18 protein-coding genes are annotated in these 17,756 nt (G+C 72.8%); 14 read left to right on the forward strand and 4 right to left on the reverse strand.

Translation table 11 applies throughout. From position 1 onward, the window contains the following. Nucleotides 1-10: 10 nt before the first annotated feature. Together arfB and alr are read right to left on the reverse strand one after the other, a co-directional pair. Nucleotides 11-418: an alternative ribosome rescue aminoacyl-tRNA hydrolase ArfB gene (gene arfB / locus RBXJA2T_RS18615; protein WP_009858979.1), complete on the reverse strand. Its 408-nt coding sequence runs from the start codon at nucleotides 416-418 to the stop codon at nucleotides 11-13. Then, complete coding sequence (alr, locus tag RBXJA2T_RS18620; protein WP_009858980.1) at nucleotides 418-1,506, reverse strand: alanine racemase; 1,089 nt, start codon at nucleotides 1,504-1,506, stop codon at nucleotides 418-420. The genes arfB and alr overlap by 1 nt, the downstream gene beginning before the upstream one ends. A 140-nt stretch (nucleotides 1,507-1,646) precedes the next feature. Here alr and lplT point away from each other — a divergent pair, with 140 nt between their 5' ends. Next, the gene (gene lplT, locus RBXJA2T_RS18625) at nucleotides 1,647-2,924 is read left to right on the forward strand and encodes a lysophospholipid transporter LplT (RefSeq protein WP_029718422.1); all 1,278 of its coding nucleotides are present in this window, start codon (nucleotides 1,647-1,649) and stop codon (nucleotides 2,922-2,924) included. After that, nucleotides 2,914-3,807, forward strand: a complete 894-nt coding sequence (locus RBXJA2T_RS18630) for a DMT family transporter (RefSeq protein ID WP_009858982.1) — start codon at nucleotides 2,914-2,916, stop codon at nucleotides 3,805-3,807. The genes lplT and RBXJA2T_RS18630 overlap by 11 nt, the downstream gene beginning before the upstream one ends. Before the next feature lie 4 nt (nucleotides 3,808-3,811). On the opposite strand, the gene RBXJA2T_RS18635 is transcribed toward RBXJA2T_RS18630, so the two are convergent. Continuing rightward, complete coding sequence (locus RBXJA2T_RS18635) at nucleotides 3,812-4,543, reverse strand: response regulator (RefSeq protein ID WP_009858983.1); 732 nt, start codon at nucleotides 4,541-4,543, stop codon at nucleotides 3,812-3,814. 108 nt (nucleotides 4,544-4,651) lie between these two features. Here RBXJA2T_RS18635 and RBXJA2T_RS18640 point away from each other — a divergent pair, with 108 nt between their 5' ends. Both RBXJA2T_RS18640 and RBXJA2T_RS18645 read left to right on the forward strand, forming a co-directional pair. Next, complete coding sequence (locus tag RBXJA2T_RS18640) at nucleotides 4,652-5,140, forward strand: glutathione peroxidase (protein WP_009858984.1); 489 nt, start codon at nucleotides 4,652-4,654, stop codon at nucleotides 5,138-5,140. Beyond that, on the forward strand, nucleotides 5,137-6,333 hold the full coding sequence (locus RBXJA2T_RS18645; protein ID WP_009858985.1) for an amino acid aminotransferase: 1,197 nt from the start codon (nucleotides 5,137-5,139) through the stop codon (nucleotides 6,331-6,333). Before RBXJA2T_RS18640 ends, RBXJA2T_RS18645 begins: the two co-directional genes overlap by 4 nt. Nucleotides 6,334-6,336: 3 nt before the next feature. Here the strand turns inward: RBXJA2T_RS18645 and RBXJA2T_RS18650 are convergent, their stop codons facing one another. Beyond that, nucleotides 6,337-7,281: a LysR family transcriptional regulator gene (locus RBXJA2T_RS18650; protein WP_009858986.1), complete on the reverse strand. Its 945-nt coding sequence runs from the start codon at nucleotides 7,279-7,281 to the stop codon at nucleotides 6,337-6,339. 130 nt (nucleotides 7,282-7,411) lie between these two features. Here RBXJA2T_RS18650 and RBXJA2T_RS18655 point away from each other — a divergent pair, with 130 nt between their 5' ends. From RBXJA2T_RS18655 to RBXJA2T_RS18700, 10 genes are all read left to right on the forward strand, one after another. Then, nucleotides 7,412-7,648, forward strand: a complete 237-nt coding sequence (locus RBXJA2T_RS18655; RefSeq protein WP_230247228.1) for a hypothetical protein — start codon at nucleotides 7,412-7,414, stop codon at nucleotides 7,646-7,648. Nucleotides 7,649-7,755: 107 nt separating this feature from the next. Beyond that, nucleotides 7,756-8,712 (forward strand): ABC transporter permease, encoded by a 957-nt coding sequence (locus RBXJA2T_RS18660; RefSeq protein WP_009858988.1) that lies wholly within the window; start codon nucleotides 7,756-7,758, stop codon nucleotides 8,710-8,712. Continuing rightward, nucleotides 8,709-9,596, forward strand: coding sequence for an ABC transporter permease (locus RBXJA2T_RS18665; protein ID WP_029718423.1), 888 nt, complete (start codon nucleotides 8,709-8,711; stop codon nucleotides 9,594-9,596). Before RBXJA2T_RS18660 ends, RBXJA2T_RS18665 begins: the two co-directional genes overlap by 4 nt. A gap of 21 nt (nucleotides 9,597-9,617) precedes the next feature. After that, nucleotides 9,618-10,142 carry a class IV adenylate cyclase gene (locus tag RBXJA2T_RS18670; protein WP_009858990.1) on the forward strand — a complete coding sequence of 175 codons (525 nt, stop codon included), beginning with the start codon at nucleotides 9,618-9,620 and terminating at the stop codon, nucleotides 10,140-10,142. A gap of 352 nt (nucleotides 10,143-10,494) precedes the next feature. Continuing rightward, nucleotides 10,495-11,496: a porin gene (locus RBXJA2T_RS18675; protein ID WP_009858991.1), complete on the forward strand. Its 1,002-nt coding sequence runs from the start codon at nucleotides 10,495-10,497 to the stop codon at nucleotides 11,494-11,496. A 125-nt stretch (nucleotides 11,497-11,621) separates the two neighbouring features. After that, nucleotides 11,622-12,593, forward strand: coding sequence for an ABC transporter ATP-binding protein (locus RBXJA2T_RS18680; protein WP_029718424.1), 972 nt, complete (start codon nucleotides 11,622-11,624; stop codon nucleotides 12,591-12,593). Next, nucleotides 12,590-13,405, forward strand: coding sequence for an ATP-binding cassette domain-containing protein (locus RBXJA2T_RS18685; protein WP_009858993.1), 816 nt, complete (start codon nucleotides 12,590-12,592; stop codon nucleotides 13,403-13,405). The genes RBXJA2T_RS18680 and RBXJA2T_RS18685 overlap by 4 nt, the downstream gene beginning before the upstream one ends. Beyond that, nucleotides 13,389-14,891 (forward strand): ABC transporter substrate-binding protein, encoded by a 1,503-nt coding sequence (locus tag RBXJA2T_RS18690; RefSeq protein WP_009858994.1) that lies wholly within the window; start codon nucleotides 13,389-13,391, stop codon nucleotides 14,889-14,891. Before RBXJA2T_RS18685 ends, RBXJA2T_RS18690 begins: the two co-directional genes overlap by 17 nt. Continuing rightward, on the forward strand, nucleotides 14,891-16,279 hold the full coding sequence (locus RBXJA2T_RS18695) for an amidase (RefSeq protein ID WP_009858995.1): 1,389 nt from the start codon (nucleotides 14,891-14,893) through the stop codon (nucleotides 16,277-16,279). The genes RBXJA2T_RS18690 and RBXJA2T_RS18695 overlap by 1 nt, the downstream gene beginning before the upstream one ends. A gap of 116 nt (nucleotides 16,280-16,395) precedes the next feature. Continuing rightward, a complete protein-coding gene (locus RBXJA2T_RS18700) occupies nucleotides 16,396-17,748 on the forward strand; it encodes a tetratricopeptide repeat protein (protein ID WP_009858996.1) in 1,353 nt (450 codons plus the stop codon). Nucleotides 17,749-17,756 lie beyond the last annotated feature (8 nt).

A 17,756-nucleotide genomic window follows, 5' to 3' on the forward strand; every position in this document is an offset into this window, starting at 1 on the left:
GGTGATGCTGTCAGAAGTCGCGCACGCGGCCGCGTCCGGCCTTGACCTGGGCGTCGCGCGCCTTGCCCTGCAGCCGGCGCTGCTTGGACGACCAGGTCGGTTTCGTCGCCCGGCGTTCGGTGGGCACCTCGGCCGCGGCGTCGACCAGCGCCTGCAGCCGCGCCAGCGCGTCGGCCTGGTTGCGCGGCAGGCTGCGGTGGGTCTGGGCCTTGATGACGACGACGCCGTCGGCGCCGATGCGCTGGTCGGGTGTCGCCAGCAGGCGCTCCTTGATCGGATCGGGCAGCGACGAGGCGCGGATGTCGAAACGCAGGTGCACCGCGTTCGAGACCTTGTTGACGTTCTGCCCGCCGGCGCCCTGGGCGCGGATCGCCGCGAACTCGACTTCGCGCCGGTCGATGCGCGGCGCGCCGGCCATCAGTCTTCGGCGACGCGCATCGTCACGCGCGGCGCGACGGCGCACATCAGCTCGTAGCCGATCGTGCCGGCGGCACGTGCCACCTCGTCGATCGGCAGCACGCTGCCGCCCGGGCCGCGACCCCAGAGCGTGACTTCGCTGCCGATGCCGGCGTCGGGCAGCTCGCTCAGGTCGACCTCGAGCATGTCCATCGACACCCGGCCGATGGTGCGCGTGCGACGGCCGTTCACCAGCGCCGGCGTGCCGGTGGGGCACAGGCGCGGGTAGCCGTCGGCGTAGCCGCAGGCGACGATGCCCACGCGCATCGGCCCCGGCGCGGTGAAGCTGCTGCCGTAGCCGACGGTGTCGCCGGCGGCCAGGGTCTGCGTGGCGATGATGCGCGAGCGCAGCGTCATCGTCGGCTGCAGGTCCCAGTGCGCGATGTCGTGTTCGGGGAAGTCCGGCGCGCTGCCGTACAGCAGGATGCCGGCGCGCACCCAGTCGTTCTTCACGCCGTGGCGCAGCAGCGCGGCGCTGTTGGACAGGCAGCGTTCGCCGGGCAGGTCCTGCGTCGCGGCCTCGAAGGCCGCGATCTGGTGGGCGATGCCGCGCGGGCCGTCGGCGTCGGAGAAGTGCGTGATCGCCGAGATCTCGTCGACCTGCGGCAGCGCGCCCAGCCGCGCCCAGGCGCCGCGGAAGGCCGCCGGCGTGAAGCCCAGGCGGTTCATGCCGCTGTTCATCTTCAGGAACACGCGGTGCGGGCGATGTGTCTTGTGCGCTGCCAGCCAGTCGATCTGCTCGTCGCAGTGCACCGCGTGCCACAGGTCCAGGCGCGAACAGAGTTCCAGGTCACGCGGTTCGAACACGCCCTCGAGCAGCAGGATCGGCCCGCGCCAGCCCAGCGTGCGCAGGCGCTCGGCTTCGTCCAGGTCCAGCAGCGCGAAGCCGTCGGCGCCGCGCAAACCGTCGTACGCACGCTCGATGCCGTGGCCGTAGGCGTTGGCCTTGACGACCGCCCAGACGCGCGCGTCGGGGGCCTGGGCGCGGGCGCGCTGCAGGTTGTGGGCAAGGGCGGGGACGTGGACGAGGGCTTCGATCGGGCGCGGCATGGCCGGGCCATTTTGCCAGCCGACTCGTGGGTTTCGCCCTTCGGAACGGCGTTGGCCGCGTGCTATAAACCGCCTGCCCGAAAGGATGGAGAGACAGGACTGGCGCCCGGAACCGGCGTTCCCGGCTGCGCGCGCGACAGATGAAAAAAGGTTTCTCGACCATCATGTCGGCGCAGTTCTGCAGTTCGCTGGCCGACAACGGGCTCACCGTCGCCGCGATCGAACTCCTGCGCAGCAGCCAGGCGCCCAGCTGGCACGTGCCGGTTCTCGCGGTCGTCTTCGCGCTCTTCTACGTCGTGCTCGCGCCCTTCCTCGGCGCCTTCGCCGACGCGATCCCGAAGGGCCGCGTGATGCTGATCTCCAACGGCATCAAGATCGTCGGCTGCCTGCTGATGCTGTTCGGCGGCCACCCGCTGCTGGCCTACTCGATCGTCGGCCTGGGCGCGGCGGCCTACTCGCCGGCCAAGTACGGCATCCTCACCGAACTGCTGCCGCCGTCGCAGCTGGTCAAGGCCAACGGCTGGATCGAGGGCCTGACGATCGCCAGCGTCATCCTCGGCACCGTGCTCGGCGGCCAGCTCGTCGGGCCGCACATCGCGCCGGTGCTGCTGGGCCTGGACCTGCCGTTCGTGGACACCGGCGTCGACATGCCGGCCGAGGCCGCGATCTGCGTGCTGCTCTTCGTCTACGCGCTGGCGGCGCTGTTCAACCTCTACATCCCGCGCACCGACGCGCCGCTGCAGCCGCTGCCGTCCAACCCGCTGTGGCTGGTGCGCGACTTCTCGCGCTGCAACGCCCGCCTGTGGTCGGACAAGCTGGGCCAGATCTCGCTGGCGACGACGACGATGTTCTGGGGCGTCGGCGGCAACCTGCGCATCATCGTCTTCCCCTGGGCCGCGGCGGCGCTGGGCTACTCGACGACGCAGGCCTCGTCGCTGGCCGGCGTGGTGTCGATCGGCGTGGCCGCCGGGGCCGTCGTCGCGTCGATGCGCATGCGGCTGGACCGCGCCACCGCGGTGATCCCGCTGGGCGTGCTGATGGGCGTGCTGCTGATGGGGCTCAACCTGATCCGCGACCTCTACGTCGCGATCCCGTTCCTGCTGCTGCTGGGCGCTGCCGGCGGCTACCTCGTCGTGCCGATGAACGCGCTGCTGCAGCACCGCGGCCACAACCTGATGGGCGCCGGGCGCTCGATCGCGGTGCAGAACTTCAACGAGCAGGCCTGCATCCTGGCGCTGGGCGCCTTCTACGCCGGCATGACACGTTTCGAGCTCTCGGCCTTCGCCGCGATCACGGTCTTCGGCCTGGTCGTCGCCGGCATCATGGAGACGATCCGGCGCTGGCATCGGCGCAACCTGCTGCAGCACCGCGACGAGGTCGAGCGCCTGCTCGTGATCGCCCGCACCGATGGCCATTGACGTCGCCGCGCCGCGCGCCGGCAGCCCTGGCGCGGCGGCGCCGGCGCTGGCCTTGCTGGCCAACGCCTTCGTCTGGGGCGTCTCGTGGTGGCCGCTGCGCGAACTGCAGGCGCTGGGCCTGCACCCGCTGTGGGCCACCGTGTTCGTCTACGGCAGCGTCGTGCTGGCCATCAGCGCCTGGCGGCCGTCGGCCTGGCCCGAGCTGTTGCGCACGCCGGTGCTGTGGGTGCTGGTGGCCGCCGCCGGCACGACCAACGCCACCTTCAACTGGGGCGTGACCGTCGGCGACGTCGTGCGCGTCGTGCTGCTGTTCTATCTGATGCCGCTGTGGACGGTGCTGCTGGCGCGGCTGCTGCTCGGCGAGCGTATGACACGCGCGGCGGCGTTTCGCGTCGCGATGGCGCTGGTCGGCGCGGCCGTCGTGCTCTGGCCCGAGGGCGGCGGCCTGCCGCTGCCGCGCACGCTGCCCGAGTGGCTGGGCATCGCCGGCGGCTTCAGCTTCGCGCTGAACAACGTGATGCTGCGCCGCGAGGCGCACCGGCCGCAGTCGGCGCGCGCACTGGCGATGTTCCTCGGTGGCGTCGTCGTCGCCGGGCCGCTGGCGGCGATGCTGGCCCTGAACGGCGTCGTGCCGCCGCCGCCGGCCCCGGCACCGGGCTGGATCGCCGGTGCGCTGCTGCTGGCCGTGTGTTTCCTCGGCGGCAACCTGGCGCTGCAGTACGGCGCGGCGCGCCTGCCGGCCAACGCGACGGCGGTGGTCATGATCACCGAGGTGCTGTTCGCCTCGGCCTCGGCGGTGCTGCTGGGCGCGGCGGCGATCACGCTGCCGCTGGTCATCGGGGGCACGCTGATCGTCGGCGCGGCGCTGCTGGCCGCGCGCTGACGTCTCAGTGGCTGGCCGGTGCCGCGGCGCGCGGCGGCCGCGACACCAGCCGGCTCAGCTCGTCGTCGTCCAGCGGCTTGCCCAGGTAGGCGTCGGCCCCGGCGAGCGCGCCGCGCACGCGGTCGACCTCGCCGTGCTGGGCCGAGACCAGCACCAGCACCGCGTCGCGTGCGCCCGGGCTGGGCTGGCGGCGCAGCCTGCGGCACAGCGCGAGGCCGTCGAGCTCGCTGGCCTCGCCGAGCTCGACATCGACGAAGACGAACTCGAAACGCTGGCGCGCCAGCCGTTCGAGGGCCTGGCCGCTGGTGCGCGCCGCGACGCTGGGCAGGCCCAGGCGCTGCAGCCGGCCGGCGAGGTGGCGTGTCGCGGCTTCGCAGTCGTCGACGATCAGCGCCTGCGGCAGCGCCGGCATGTCGGCCGTCGCCGCCGCGCCGCGCAGCGCGACGATGGCGTCGAGTTCACGCAGCAGCAGCAGCGCGTCCAGCGGCCGCGGCATCCAGGCGGCTGCACCTTCGGGGGCGTGGCGGCCGACGAAAACCGCGTCGCCGACGCGTGCGCCGGCGCTGGCCGTCAGCACGGCGTCGACGTTGTCGGCGTCGACGACCAGGAAGTCGGCGTCCTCCGGCGTGGCGACCTGCACGTAGCCCGGCTGTCGCGAGCCCGCCAGGCGCACGCAGCTGGCCAGCGTGCTGCGCTCGAAGGCGCTGAAACCGAGCAGATGGAGGCGGTGCAGCATGGCGGCGGCAGGGGTCTGCGGCGATGCTGCGCGGCGGCGGTTCGCGCTGTCAACGCCGGTCGTGGGATGGGGGCTTACGATGCACGTTTCGTCACGATCGGAGCGCTCATGGCCGCGACCCTGTCCGATTTCGACGCCGTCACGATCGACGGCCGCCCCGCACCGTTGTCCGCCCACGCCGGCCAGGTGGTGCTCGTCGTCAACACCGCCAGCCGCTGCGGCTTCACGCCGCAGTTCGCCGGGCTCGAGGAGCTGTGGCAGCGCTACCGCGAGCGCGGTCTCGTGATCCTCGGCTTCCCGAGCAACGAGTTCGGCGGCCAGGACCCGGGCAGCAACGACGAGATCGCCTCGTTCTGCCAGCTCAACTACGGCGTCAGCTTCCCGATGATGGCCAAGGTGAAGGTCAACGGCGGCGATGCGCATCCGTTGTGGCAATGGCTCACCGCCGAGGCGCGCGGCGTGCTCGGCACCCAGGCGGTGAAGTGGAACTTCACCAAATTCCTCGTCGGCCGCGACGGACGCGTGCTCAAGCGTTACGCGCCGACCGACTCCCCGGCCTCGCTGGCCGCCGACATCGAGAAAGCGCTTTCGGCATGACCGTCTTCTCCCACCTCGAGCCCTACGCGGGCGACCCGATCCTGTCGCTGAACGAGGCCTTCGGCCGCGACCCGCGCCCGGCCAAGGTCAACCTGTCGATCGGCATCTACTTCGACGACGCCGGCCGCATCCCGGTGCTGGACTGCGTGCGCCAGGCCGAAGCGCAGCTGCTGGCCGAAGCCGGCCCCAAGCCCTACCTGCCGATGGAGGGGTCGGCTCCGATGCGCGCCGCGGTGCAGGCGCTGCTGTTCGGCGCCGGCAGCGCCGCGGTCGCCGAAGGCCGCGTTGCGACGCTGCAGACCATCGGCTCCAGCGGCGGCCTGAAGGTCGGCGCCGACTTCCTGCGGCGCTGGTTCCCGCAGTCCACCGTCTGGGTCAGCGACCCGACCTGGGACAACCACCGCTCGATCTTCGAGGGCGCCGGCATGGCCGTGAAGGCCTATCCGTACTACGACGCGGCGACCGGCGGCGTGGCCTTCGAGCGCCTGTGCGAGACGCTGCGCGGCCTGCCTGCCGGCGACGTCGTGCTGCTGCACGCCTGCTGCCACAACCCGACCGGCGTCGACCTGTCGCGCCTGCAGTGGGGCGAGATCGTCACCCTCGTGCGCGAGCGCGGGCTGATCCCGTTCCTGGACATCGCCTACCAGGGCTACGGCGACGGCATCGAAGAGGATGCGCACGCGATCCGCGCGCTGGCCGACGCCGGGCTGTCGTTCTTCGTCTCGAACTCGTTCAGCAAGAGCATGAGCCTGTACGGCGAACGCGCCGGGGCGCTGTCGGTGGTCTGCGCCGACCGCGCCGAAGCCGAACTCGTGCTCGGCCAGATGAAGGCCACGGTGCGCCGCAACTACTCCAGCCCGGGGCTGCACGCCGCCGGCGTCGTCGCGCGCGTGCTCGGCGATCCGGGTCTGCGTGCGTCCTGGGAGGCCGACGTCGCGGCGATGCGCGAGCGCATCCTGGCGATGCGCCGCGCGCTGCACGAGGTGCTCTGCGCGCGCAAGCCGGGGCGCGACTTCGGCTACTTCCTCAGCCAGCGCGGCATGTTCAGCTACACCGGGCTGCTGCCCGAGCAGGTCGACCGGCTGCGCGAGGAGTTCGGCGTCTACCTCGTGCGCTCGGGCCGCATCTGCGTGGCCGGGCTCAACAGCGGCAACGTCGAGCGCACCGCCGAGGCGATCGCCGCGGTCGTCTGAGGCTCACTCGGCCGGCACCTCCCGGCCGACCGCCTGCTGCACCAGCTGGCGCAGCCAGCGGTGTGCCGGGTCGGCGTCCTGGCGCACCGGCCAGACCATCTGCACGCCCACCGGCGGCAGCGTCACCGGCCCCGGCAGCGGCCGCGTGACCAGCCGGTGCGAGGTGCCGGTGGCGGCGACGAAGGACAGCGGCAGCACCGTGATCAGGTCCGACTGCGTGACGACGCGGCCGGCAGTGAAGTACTGGTTGACGGTCAGCACGATGCGCCGCCGCCGGCCGAGCGCCGCCAGCGCCTCGTCGATCATGCCGTGCGGCCGGCCCGAGAAGCTGACCAGCAGGTGGTGCGCCTCGCAGAAGGCGTCCAGCGTCAGCGTGTCGGCCAGCGGGTGGCCGCGGCGCATCACGCAGACGTAGTGGCTGCGGTGCAGCTGGCGGTGCAGCAGGCCGGTCTGCGCACCGCCGGCGACGAGCGCGGCGATCGCCTCCGGGAAGTGGCCGACGGCGAGATCGGCCTCGCCGTCGCGCAGCATCGCGCGCGGGTCGCGGCTGGTCAGCGGCACGATGCGCAGGTTGACCCGGGCCTGCCGCGACTCGATCGCGCGCACGAACATCGGCGTCAGCACGGCGGCCGGTGCATCCGGCATCGTGATGCGGAAGTTCGCCTCCTGGGTGCGCGGGTCGAACTCCTCCGGCGCCAGCGCCCGCTGCAGCTCGCCCAGCCCCTCGCGCACCACCGGCCACAGCGCCTGCGCGCGCGGAGTCGGCTTCATGCCGTGCGCACCACGCACGAACAGCGGCTCGCCGACGGCCTCGTGCAGGCGCTTGAGCGAATGGCTGGCGGCCGGCTGCGTCACCGAGAGCACCTGCGCCGCCCGCGTCAGGCTGCCTTCGGTCATCACCGCGTCGAAGACACGAAGCAGGTTCAGGTCCAGCGTGCGGAAGTTCATGAACCGATTCTGATATGAACGCTGCTTATGTGCCAGATGCAGAACATTCAGTAGATCGTGATCGGGTAAACCCTGAAAATGCCTTCATCGCAGCCCCACGAGGGCTGTGCCGACAGGAAACAAGATGGGCATGTACGTTGAAGTTCAATCGGTCGCACCGGCGCAGGACACCCCTCGCGGCGCCTTGATCGCGGCCGAGCTGTTCTCCCGCCTGATGAAGCGGCTGGCGCATCACCCGGAGACCCCGGCGCGTGTGCACGACATCGCGTCGGTCCGTGAGCTGGCGCACCAGGTCGAGAACACCGACCCCGGCTTCGCCGCCGACCTGTACGCCGCTGCCGCCCGCCACGAAGGCCTGGGCGACTGATCACCCCCCGGCGGCCCGCGCGGCCGCCACCCCCGGCCCCGCCGCCTCGTGCGCCGGGGCCGTTCTTTCGCCGGGCCGCCCGGACGCATCGGGCATCATTGCCCGCGATGTCCGTGTTCCTGCTGCGCCGCTTCGCGACCTTCGTGCTGACGCTCGTCGCGGCGTCGATGATCGTTTTCGTGGTGCTGGAATGGCTGCCCGGCAGTGCCGCCGAGGTGGTGCTCGGCGAGACCGCGACGCCCGAGGCCGTGGCCGCCCTCGAGGCCCGGCTGGGCCTGGACCGGCCGGCGCCGCAGCGTTATGCCGAGTGGGTCGGCGCCCTGCTGCAGGGCCGCACCGCCGACAGCATCGCCTATGACACGCCGACCGCCGAGCTGATCGCCGAGCGCCTGCGCGTGTCGCTGCCGCTGGCGGCGCTGGCGATGGTGCTGACCGCCGTGGTCGCTCTGGCCGCGGGCGTCTACGCCGCGGCGCGCCGCGGCCGCGCCGGTGACGTCGGCGTGATGATCGCCACCCAGCTCGGGCTGGCGGTGCCCGGCTTCTGGCTGGCGATGCTGCTGATCCTGCTGTTCGCGGTGCAGCTGCAGTGGGTCGGTGCCGGCGGTTTCCCGGGCTGGAGCGAAGAGGAGGGCGGCGGCGTCGTCGAGGGCCTGAAGGCGCTGCTGCTGCCGGCGCTGGCGCTGGCGGCGGTGCAGGCGGCGATCCTGGCGCGCGTCACGCGCTCGGCGGTGCTCGACACGATGGGCGAGGACTACGTGCGCACCGCGCGGGCCAAGGGCCTGTCGCGGCGCCAGACGCTGCACCGCCACGTGCTGCGCAACGCCGCGATCCCGGTGCTGACCGTCGCCGGCCTGCAGTTCGCCAACCTCGTCGCCGGCACCATCGTCGTCGAGAACGTGTTCGTGCTCCCCGGGCTGGGCCGGCTGGTGTTCCAGGCGGTGGCCAACCGCGACCTCGTCGTCGTGCGCGACGTCGTGCTGCTGCTGGCGGCGCTGGTCGTCGCCGTCAACTTCGTCGTCGACGTGCTCTACGCGCTCGTCGACCCGCGGCTGCGGCACGCATGAGCCCCGGGGCTCATTCCCGCCTGGCGGGGCCGGCCGGCGTCTCCTTCGCCGCGCGGGCGCGGCGCAGTCCGGGCTTCGTGCTCGGCGCGCTCCTGGTCGGCAGCGTGCTGCTGCTGGCGCTGGTCTCGCTGGTCTGGACGCCGTGGGCGCCGGACGAGCTGGACATCGGCGCGCGGCTGCAGCCGCCGTCCGCGGCGCACTGGCTGGGCACCGACAGCCTCGGGCGCGACATCGTCTCGCTGCTGATGGCCGGCGCGCAGACCAGCCTGCTCGTCGGCGTCGTCGCGGTGGCCATCGGGCTCGTCCTGGGCGTCACGCTCGGCTGCGTGGCCGCCGCGCGCCGCGGCTGGCTCGACGAACTGCTGATGCGTGCCGCGGACTTCACCTTCGCGTTTCCGGCGCTGCTGTCGGCGATCCTGCTCGCCGCGGTCTACGGTCCGGGACTGGCGACCAGCGTCGTCGCCATCGGGCTGTACAACGTGCCGGTGTTCGCCCGCGTGACGCGCGGCGCCGCGCTCGGCATCTGGGCGCGCGAGTACGTGCTCGCCGCGCGCGCCGCCGGCAAGGGCGGCTGGCGCATCACGCTCGACCACGTGCTGCCCAACATCGCCGCGGCGCTGGTCGTGCAGGCGACGATCGCCTTCGCCACCGCGATCCTCGCCGAGGCCGCGCTCAGCTACCTGGGCCTGGGCACGCAGCCGCCGCGGCCGAGCTGGGGACGCATGCTCAACGAGGCGCAGACGCAGTGGTTCCAGGCGCCGATGCAGGCCGTCTACCCGGGCCTGGCGATCATGACCACGGTGCTCGGCCTGAACCTGCTGGGCGACGCCTTGCGCGACCTGCTCGATCCGAGGCTGGCGCGTGGCCGCGCCGTGGCGCGATGATCGTGTCCGGGCAGGCAGCGCATGGCACGCAACATCGAGATCAAGGTCCGGGTCGGCTCGATCGACCCGCTGCGCGAGCGGGCACGGGCGCTGGCCGGCGGCGTGCTGACCCGCCTCGAGCAGGACGACGTGTTCTACGCCGTGCCCACCGGGCGGCTCAAGCTGCGCCGCCTCGGTGACGGCACGGCCGAGCTGATCCACTACGAACGCCCCGACACCGACGCGGCCCGCGCCTCGGACTACGAGCGTGTGGGCGTCGGCGGCACGGCCGACGCGCTGCACCGGGTGCTCGGCCGCGGCCTGGGCGTGCGCGCCCGCGTGCGCAAGCAGCGCTGGCTGGCGCTCGTGGCTGGCGCCCGGCTGCATCTCGACCGCGTCGAGGGTCTGGGCGACTTCGTCGAGGTCGAGGTCGTGCTCGCCGAAGACCAGTCCGATGCCGACGGGCAGCGCATCGCCGAGGCCCTGCTGGAGGCGCTCGGTTTGGCCGCGGCGCCCCGTGTGGCGCCGTCCTACGCCGATCTTCTGGCCTCGCAAGGCCCGCGCTGAGCGTGGAACCGGTCTTCGGCGTTGCGCTGCAGCAACGTCCTGGGCTGTTGCGTGAACGCAGCAGCCGCCGTCTGCAGCCGGTGTCGAACTGGCGCGCGGGTGCTTGCCCAGGCGCGCGCAAACTGTCATATGGGCCCGTTACGCGGGGGCGCGCGCCGCGCAAGCGCGAGTAAGCGCTTGTCATGACGAATTGGCGAAGGCAATCGGGGTTTATTATTTCTCCTGGCGTAGCGCACTATTGCAATAGAAGAGCTAGTTGAGCCTCCGGACGGTTCGTAGCCTCTCGTTCGCTGAGGTGCCGCCTCGCTGCGGCCTGTGTGTCTGAATCTCCATCCCCCAACGAGGAATCCAAATGAAGAAGTCCCTCATCGCTCTGGCCGTCCTGGCCGCTGCCGCCGGCAGCGCGTCGGCCCAGTCGTCGGTCACCGTGTTCGGTGTCCTGGACGTCGCCTACCGTCATCTGGACAACGACACCGCCGGCACGCGTGACGTGCTCGGCAGCAGCGGCCTGAGCACCGGCCGCCTCGGCTTCCGCGGCGTCGAAGACCTGGGCGGCGGCCTGAAGGCCGGCTTCTGGCTCGAGTCCGAAGTCAAGCCGGACGAAGGTTCGCAGCCGAACGCCCGCTTCTGGCACCGCCGTGCGACGGTCAGCCTGATCTCCGACTCGCTGGGCGAAGTGCGCCTGGGCCGTGACTTCGCGCCGACCTACTCGGCGCTGGCCGACTTCGACGCCTTCGGCACGACCGGCATCGGCGACACCACCCGCATCTACAAGGTCTGGGGCAGCGTCGACTCCAAGGTCCGTAACGACAACCAGGTCACCTACTTCCTGCCGGCCAACCTCGGCGGCGTGTACGGCCAGCTGTCGGTCGCCGCTGGCGAAGGCACCGCGGGCAAGAAGTACTACGGTGGTCGCCTCGGCTACGCCGCCGGCCCGCTGAACGTCAACGTCGGCTACGGCCAGACCGAAGTCACCAACAGCGACGTCAAGCTGACGGTCATCGGCGGCTCGTACGACCTCGGCGTCGCCAAGCTGATGGCCGCCTACCAGCAAGGCAAGTACCAAGGCAACAAGGACAAGCATTACACCGTCGGCGCGACCGTGCCGGTCGGTGCCTTCGTGCTGCGCGCCGCGTACTCGAAGAGCAAGTCCAACGACGCCACCGACCGCGATGCCGACCGCATCGCCCTGGGCGCCGTCTACAACCTGAGCAAGCGCACCGCGCTGTACGGCACCTATGCGGTGATCGACAACGACGACGCCGCCAAGTTCACGGTGTCCAACGACTACTCGACGATCGACGCCGGCGACAAGTCGCAAGGCCTGGAAATCGGCATCCGCCACTCGTTCTGATCGAACGGTCGCCGGCGGCCACGGCCGCCGGTCGATCCGGAGTGGCGACACTCCCCGAAGCCCCCGCGCCCCGGCGCCGGGGCTTTTTTCATGCCGTCCCGACGACGGCGCTATCGTTGCCGCCCGTGTCCGCTCCCCTGCTTGCCGTCGACGACCTGCGTGTCCGGTTGCCCACGCCCGATGGCGCCCATGCCGCCGCGATCGACGGCATCTCGTTCACGCTCGGCCGAGGCGGCACGCTGGGCCTGATCGGCGAGTCCGGCTGCGGCAAGTCGCTGACCGCGCTGGCGCTGATGGGCCTGCTGCCCGAGGCCGCGCGCACGAGCGGCTCGATCGTCCTCGACGGCCGCGAGCTGACGACGCTCGCCGAACGCGACTGGTGCGCGCTTCGCGGCGACCGCCTGGCAATGGTGTTCCAGGAGCCGATGACGGCGCTGAACCCGCTGCACACCGTCGGCCGCCAGATCGCCGAGCCGCTGCGCCTGCACCGCGGGCTGTCGGCGGCGGCTGCGCGCGCCGAGGCGCTGCGGCTGCTCGAACGGGTGCACCTGCCCGACGCGGCGCGCCGGCTCGACGCCTACCCGCACCAGCTCTCCGGCGGCCAGCGCCAGCGTGTCGTCATCGCGATCGCGCTGGCCTGCGCGCCCGACCTGCTGATTGCCGACGAGCCGACGACCGCGCTCGACGCCACCGTGCGCCGCGAGGTGCTGGACCTGATCGCCGAACTGCGTGCCGCCACCGGCATGGCGCTGCTGCTGATCAGCCACGACCTCGGCGTGATGGCGCAGTCGGTCGAGCGCCTGCTCGTGATGTACGCTGGCGTCGTCGTCGAGAGCGGCCCGACGGCCGCCGTCTTCGAGCGCCTGGCGCATCCGTACACGCGCGCGCTGTTCGCCGCCCAGCCGCGCCTGGGCCTGCCGCGCGGCACCCGCCTGGCGACGATCCCCGGCCGCGTGCCGGCGCTGGGCCGTCGCCCCGCCGGCTGTCCCTTCGCCGAGCGCTGCCCGCAGGCCGTTGCCGAGTGCCGCGCCGCGCTGCCGGCGCCGGTGGCCGTCGGCCCGGGCCACGAGGCGCGCTGCATCCGCGTGCACGCATGACGGCGCCGCTGCTGCAGGTCCACGGGCTCGGCAAGCGCTACCGCCTGCCGCGCGAACAGCTCTTCGCGCCGGCGACCGAACTGCAGGCGCTGGCCGACGTGGACTTCACGCTTGAAGCCGGGCGCACGCTGGGCATCGTCGGCGAATCGGGCTCGGGCAAGAGCACGCTGGCGCGCCTGGTGATGGCGCTCGAGGCGCCGAGCGCCGGCCACGTGCGGCTCGACGGCGAGGACCTGCACACGCTGGCGCCCGAGGCGCTGCGGCGCGCACGCGCCAAGTTCCAGATGGTCTTCCAGGACCCGTACGGCTCGCTGGACCCGCGGCGCAGCGTGCTGCAGACCGTCACCGAGCCGCTGGCCGTGCTGCACGGCGCCGGGCGTGACGAGCAGCTCGCACGCGCCGTCGAGGTGCTGGAAGCCGTCGGCCTGGGCCCGGCCGATCTGCCGAAGTACCCGCACGAGTTCAGCGGCGGCCAGCGCCAGCGCATCGCGATCGCACGCGCCCTCGTCACGCGGCCGAAGCTGATCGTCGCCGACGAGCCGGTCAGCGCGCTCGACGTCTCGGTGCAGGCGCAGGTGCTGAACCTGATGCAGGACCTGCAGCAGCGCTACGGCGTCGCCTATCTGTTCATCAGCCACGACCTGGCCGTCGTCGACCTCGTCAGCGACGAGGTGCTGGTGCTGTACCGGGGCCGGGTCGTCGAGCGCGGCACGCCGGAGCGCCTGTTCCGCGCCCCCGAGCACCCGTACACGCGCCGGCTGCTGGCCGCGGCCCTTGGCGCAGAATCGCGCGGCCATGAATCCCACCCGTAGAACCGTCAACACGCTGCTGGCCGGCCTGCCGCTGGCCGCGGCGCAGCCTCTTGCGCAGGCCCAGGCGGCGAAGAAGCGCCTGGTGCTCGGCATGGTGCTCGAGCCGCCCGGCCTGGACCCGACCGTCGCGCCGGCCGCGGCGATCGGCGAGATCGTGCACTACAACGTGCTCGAAGGGCTGACGAAGATCGGCATGGACGGCAGCGTGTCGCCGCTGCTGGCCGAGTCCTGGACCGTCTCGCCCGACGGCAAGAGCTACGTCTTCCGGCTGCGCCGCGGGGTCGCCTTCTCCGACGGCGCGGCCTTCGACGCCGAAGCCGTGCGCTGGAGCTTCGAGCGCGCGCGCGCCGAGGGCAGCACGAACAAGGCGAAGAAGGCGGTGTTCGACAACATCGCCCGCATCACCGTCGAGAACCCGCAGACCGTCATCCTGACGCTGACCCACGCCGATGCGGCGCTGCCGTTTCGCCTCGGCGAGAGCAGCGCCGTCATCCTGCACCCGGCCAGCGCCGCGAATGCCGCGACGCGGCCGGTCGGCACCGGGCCGTACCGCGTCGACGACTGGAAACGCGGCGTCAGCGTCACGCTGGCCAAGTGGGCCGGCCACCGCGACGCCGCGCGCGTGGCGCTGGAGCGTGTCGTCTTCCGCTTCATCAACGACCCGGCGGCCCAGGTCGCGGCGCTGCTGGCCGGCGACGTCGACGCGATGCCGCGTTTCGCCGCGCTGCAGGCGCTGCCGCAGCTGCGTGCCGACCGGCGTTTCGTCGTCGAGGTCGGCGCCACTGCCGGCAAGGGCATCCTGGCGGTCAACCACCGCCGCAAGCCGTTCGACGACGTGCGTGTGCGCCGCGCGCTGACGCACGCCATCGACCGCCGCGCCTTCATCGCCGGCGCCCAGGAAGGCCTGGGCACGCCGATCGGCAGCCATTTCGCGCCCACCGACAGCGGCTACGTCGACCTGTCGGGCCTCGTCGCCTACGACCCCGACAAGGCGCGTGCGCTGCTGAAGGACGCCGGCGTGACGACGCCGCTGCAGGTCACGCTGACGCTGCCGCCGCCGCCGTACGCGCGCAAGGGCGGCGAGATCGTCGCCGCGATGCTGGCCAAGGTCGGCGTCGTCGCGAAGATCGAGAACGTCGAGTGGGCGCAGTGGCTGTCGGGCGCGTTCAAGGGCCAGTTCGACCTCACGCTGATCAACCACGTCGAGCCGCTGGACTACGCCACCGCCTACGCCGACCCGAAGTACTACTTCGGCTACGACAGCGCCGACTTCCGCCGCCTCGTGACGACCCACGCCGCGAGCAACGACGCACGCGAGAAGGCGCGGCTGTGGCGCGAGATCCAGCGCAAGCTGGCCGACGACGCGGCCAGCGTCTTCCTCTGGAACCCGGCGCAGGTGGCGGTCTGGCGCAAGGGCCTGCGCGGGCTGTGGACACGCTCGCCGATCTTCGCCAACGACCTCGCCGCCGTCTCCTGGGGCGGCTGATGGCGGCGCTGCACACGCTCGACGCCGCGACGCTGGCCACGCTGTACCGGCGCGGCGAGCTGTCGCCGGTGGAGGCCACGCGGGCCGTCATCGAGCGTGTCGAACAGCTCGAACCCACGCTGCACGCGACCTGGGGCTTCGACCCCGACGGCGCGCTCGCCGCGGCGGCCGAGTCGGAACAACGCCACCGCCGCGGCCGGCCGCTGTCGGCGCTGGACGGGGTGCCGGCGATGCTCAAGGAGAACGTCGGCACACGCGGCTGGCCCAAGCCGCTGGGCTGCGCTGCCGTCGAGGCCGCACCCGAAGCCGAGGACTCGCCGCCCGCGGCGCGCCTGCGCGAGGCCGGCTGTGTCTTCGTCGCGCGCACGACGATGCCCGACTACGGCATGTTGTCCTCGGGGCTGTCGAGCCTGCACGCGGCGGCACGCAACCCGTGGAACCCGGCGCTGACGCCCGGCGGCAGCAGCGCCGGCGCGGGCGCCGGGGCCGCCGCCGGTTACGGCCCGCTGCACGTCGGCACCGACATCGGCGGTTCGATCCGCCTGCCCGCCGGCTGGTGCGGCGTCGTCGGCTTCAAGCCCAGCCTGGGCCGTGTGCCGATCGTGCCGCCGTACGCCGGCCGCTGCGCCGGGCCGATCACGCGCACGGTGGCCGACGCCGCGCTGCTGATGGCCGAGCTGTCGCGCCCCGATGCGCGCGACGCGACCAGCCTGCCGCCGCAGGCCATCGCCTGGGACCGGCTCGACGATCTGGACCTGCGCGGCCTGCGGCTGGGCCTGCTGCTCGACGCCGGCTGGGGCCTGGCGCCGCAGCCGTGCCACGTCGAGGTCGTCACCGCCGCGGCACGCGCCTTCGAAGCCGCCGGCTGCATCGTCGAGCCGCTGGCGCCGTTCACGACGCCCGAGATGGCCGAGGGCATCGACCTGTTCTGGCGCATGCGCTCGTGGCTGGACCTGCAGGCGCTGCCGCCCGAGCGGCGCGAGCGTGTGCTGCCGTTCATCCGCGACTGGGCCGGCCGCGGGGCCGGCTACAGCGCCGCCCAGGTCTTCGACGGCCACGCGCAGATGGCCGCGCTGCGCGACGCCGCGGTCGCCGCCTGCGCGCGGTTCGACTTCGTGCTCTCGCCGGTGGCGCCGGTGCCGGCCTTCCCGGCGCTGCACGCCAGCCCGACGAACGACCCGGCGCGGGCGATGGCGCACATCGGCTTCACGCTGCCGTTCAACATGAGCGAGCAGCCGGCCGTCGCGGTGCCGGCCGGCCTGACCGCCGACGGCCTGCCGGTCGGGCTGCAGATCGCCGGCCGGCGCCACGACGACCTCGGCGTGCTGCAACTGGCGCGCGCCTGGGAACGGCTGCGGCCGCCGCTGCCGGCCGGGCCGCCGATCTGAGGCCGGACGCAGGACGCCGGAAGGCGTTCTGCGCCTGCCGAAGGCCCGAGCGCGATGGCACGCGCGAGGACTGAGCCCCGCCGGGGCGTGTTACAGGCTCGCGCTACAGTCCCGCCATGGCGTTTTTCGATCTGCGAGGCAATCCCGTCGGCTGCGGTGTCGCCGCGGCGCGTGATGCCGCGGAGTCGGCGCTGTGGCGGCTGATGTCGTTCTACGACTCGCCGCTGGCCGATCTCGACGCGGCGATCGCGGCCGATCCCGGCTGGGCGATGCCGCACCTGATGAAGGCGGGCTGGCTGCTCGCCGCCACCGACCCCGGCGAACTCGGCGCGGTGGCCCGACACCTGGACGCGGCGCGCGAGCGTCTGGGCGGTGCCGGTGTGCGCGAGCGGGCCCACCTCGAGGCGCTGCAACTGGTGTTCGAAGGCCGCTGGCACAACGCCTGCCGCCGCTGGGACGACCTGCTGCTCGAGTACCCGCGCGACGCGCTGGCGCTGCAGTGGACGCACCAGTGGGACCTGCACCGCGGCGACAGCGCCGGCATGCGCATGCGCCCGGCGCGTTCGCTGCCCGACTGGGACGCCGACGACCCGCTGTACCCCTTCGTGCTCGGCCTCTACGCCTTCGGGCTGGAGGAGTGCAACCTGTACCCGCAGGCCGAGGAGGCCGCGCGCCAGGCGCTGCAGGCCGACCGCCGCGTCACCTGGGCGGTGCACGCCGTGGCCCACGTGCTGGAGATGCAGGGCCGGCACGACGAAGGCTCGGCCTGGCTGCGTCTGCACCAGCACGACTGGGCCGACGGCAACGCCTTCGCGTCGCATCTGTGGTGGCACAAGGCGCTGTTCCGCGTCGAGGCGATGGACTGCGCCGGTGTGCTGCGCCTGGTCGACGGCCACCTGACGGCCGAGACGCTGACGACGACGCCGCAGCGTGTCGACGCCGCGGCGATGCTGTGGCGGCTGCACCTCGTCGGCGAGGACGTCTCGGCGCGTGCGCTGGCGCTGGCCGACGCCTGGGCCGAGGCCGACGACGAGCCCGGCCACTACGCCTTCAACGACCTGCACCGTGTCATCGCGCTGCTCGCCGCCGGCCAGGTCGGCCGCGCCGAACGCTGGGTGGCGCGCTGCGCCGAACGTGCGCTCGCCCTCGACGACGCGCGCCGCGTCAACCACACGATGGCACGCGAGGTCGGCCTGCCGTTGATGCGCGCCTTGCTGGCCTTCGCGCGCGGCGACTTCGACGCCGCGGCCGACAGCCTCTACCCGGCGCGCATGTCGGCGCCTGCGCTCGGCGGCAGCCATGCGCAGCGCGACCTGATCGACCAGACTCTGCTCGCCGCGGCGGTGCAGGGCCGGCGGCGCGACCTCGGCCGCGCGCTGCTCAACGAGCGCCTGATGGCCAAGCCGGCGACGGCGCTGACGCGCCACTGGGTGTCGCGCCTGGGCCTGGCGCGCGAGGCGCGCGCCTGAGGACGCGG

Origin of the sequence: Rubrivivax benzoatilyticus JA2 = ATCC BAA-35, from assembly GCF_000190375.1 — a bacterium.
Taxonomy (GTDB): Bacteria; Pseudomonadota; Gammaproteobacteria; order Burkholderiales; family Burkholderiaceae_C; genus Rubrivivax; species Rubrivivax benzoatilyticus.

What these genes read in the sequence shown, in the direction of transcription:
- RBXJA2T_RS18685 (WP_009858993.1), top strand. Translation starts at nt 12,590, where the DNA reads ATGACGGCGCCGCTGCTGCAGGTCCACGGGCTCGGCAAGCGCTACCGC.
- RBXJA2T_RS18675 (WP_009858991.1), top strand. Translation starts at nt 10,495, where the DNA reads ATGAAGAAGTCCCTCATCGCTCTGGCCGTCCTGGCCGCTGCCGCCGGC.
- RBXJA2T_RS18640 (WP_009858984.1), top strand. Translation starts at nt 4,652, where the DNA reads ATGGCCGCGACCCTGTCCGATTTCGACGCCGTCACGATCGACGGCCGC.
- RBXJA2T_RS18665 (WP_029718423.1), top strand. Translation starts at nt 8,709, where the DNA reads ATGAGCCCCGGGGCTCATTCCCGCCTGGCGGGGCCGGCCGGCGTCTCC.
- RBXJA2T_RS18700 (WP_009858996.1), top strand. Translation starts at nt 16,396, where the DNA reads ATGGCGTTTTTCGATCTGCGAGGCAATCCCGTCGGCTGCGGTGTCGCC.
- RBXJA2T_RS18635 (WP_009858983.1), bottom strand. Translation starts at nt 4,543, where the DNA reads ATGCTGCACCGCCTCCATCTGCTCGGTTTCAGCGCCTTCGAGCGCAGC.
- RBXJA2T_RS18670 (WP_009858990.1), top strand. Translation starts at nt 9,618, where the DNA reads ATGGCACGCAACATCGAGATCAAGGTCCGGGTCGGCTCGATCGACCCG.
- RBXJA2T_RS18660 (WP_009858988.1), top strand. Translation starts at nt 7,756, where the DNA reads ATGTCCGTGTTCCTGCTGCGCCGCTTCGCGACCTTCGTGCTGACGCTC.
- RBXJA2T_RS18655 (WP_230247228.1), top strand. Translation starts at nt 7,412, where the DNA reads ATGTACGTTGAAGTTCAATCGGTCGCACCGGCGCAGGACACCCCTCGC.
- RBXJA2T_RS18695 (WP_009858995.1), top strand. Translation starts at nt 14,891, where the DNA reads ATGGCGGCGCTGCACACGCTCGACGCCGCGACGCTGGCCACGCTGTAC.
- arfB (WP_009858979.1), bottom strand. Translation starts at nt 418, where the DNA reads ATGGCCGGCGCGCCGCGCATCGACCGGCGCGAAGTCGAGTTCGCGGCG.
- lplT (WP_029718422.1), top strand. Translation starts at nt 1,647, where the DNA reads ATGAAAAAAGGTTTCTCGACCATCATGTCGGCGCAGTTCTGCAGTTCG.
- RBXJA2T_RS18650 (WP_009858986.1), bottom strand. Translation starts at nt 7,281, where the DNA reads ATGAACTTCCGCACGCTGGACCTGAACCTGCTTCGTGTCTTCGACGCG.
- RBXJA2T_RS18630 (WP_009858982.1), top strand. Translation starts at nt 2,914, where the DNA reads ATGGCCATTGACGTCGCCGCGCCGCGCGCCGGCAGCCCTGGCGCGGCG.
- RBXJA2T_RS18690 (WP_009858994.1), top strand. Translation starts at nt 13,389, where the DNA reads ATGAATCCCACCCGTAGAACCGTCAACACGCTGCTGGCCGGCCTGCCG.
- RBXJA2T_RS18645 (WP_009858985.1), top strand. Translation starts at nt 5,137, where the DNA reads ATGACCGTCTTCTCCCACCTCGAGCCCTACGCGGGCGACCCGATCCTG.
- alr (WP_009858980.1), bottom strand. Translation starts at nt 1,506, where the DNA reads ATGCCGCGCCCGATCGAAGCCCTCGTCCACGTCCCCGCCCTTGCCCAC.